Source organism: Streptomyces coryli (genome assembly GCF_011044975.1).
Classification (GTDB): domain Bacteria; phylum Actinomycetota; class Actinomycetes; order Streptomycetales; family Streptomycetaceae; genus Streptomyces; species Streptomyces coryli.
The window spans coordinates 1-607 of sequence record NZ_JAAKZV010000602.1; the positions used below are offsets into that span (position 1 = coordinate 1).

At 74.6% G+C, this 607-nt stretch carries 1 protein-coding gene; it reads left to right on the top strand.

What is annotated here, in order from left to right:
* Window positions 1–23: 23 nt before the first annotated feature.
* On the top strand, window positions 24–607 hold a 584-nt coding region (locus tag G5C51_RS42395; RefSeq protein ID WP_165246283.1), incomplete at its 3' end, for an MFS transporter.

The following is a 607-nucleotide window of genomic DNA, read 5'->3' on the forward strand; positions in this document are numbered from 1 at the left end:
CCCACGCCCCGAGACTCCCCGGCATGCGCACCTACCGCGAGCTGGCCCACGTCCCCGAATTCCGCCCCCTCTTCGGCGCCGCCGCCGCGCACGTCGCCGGCATGACGGTGAGCGGCCTCGCGCTCGGCACCCTCGTCTACGACCGGACCGGGTCGCCGCTGCTGTCCGCGCTGAGCATGTTCGGCCCGTCGCTCGCCCAGATGCTGGGCGCCACCATGCTCCTCTCGGCCGCCGACCGCCTGCCGCCGCGCGCCACGACGGTCGCCATCGCGCTCGCGTACGCCGTCGGCACCGCCGCCCTCGCGATGCCCGGGATGCCGCTGGGCGGGATGTTCGCGGTCATCCTCGCCCTGGGCCTCGTGGGTTCGGTCGGGGGCGGCGTGCGCTACGGGCTGCTCACCGAGATCCTGCCCAAGGACGGCTATCTGCTGGGCCGTTCAGTGCTCAACATGTCCGCCGGCACCATGCAGATCTGCGGCTACGGCGCCGGCGGCGTCCTCGTCCTGGCACTCTCCGAGCGCGGCACCCTGCTCGCCGCCGCGGGCCTCTACCTCCTCGAGGTCGTCATCGCCCGCTACGGCCTGACCCGCCGCCCACCCCGCGCCAC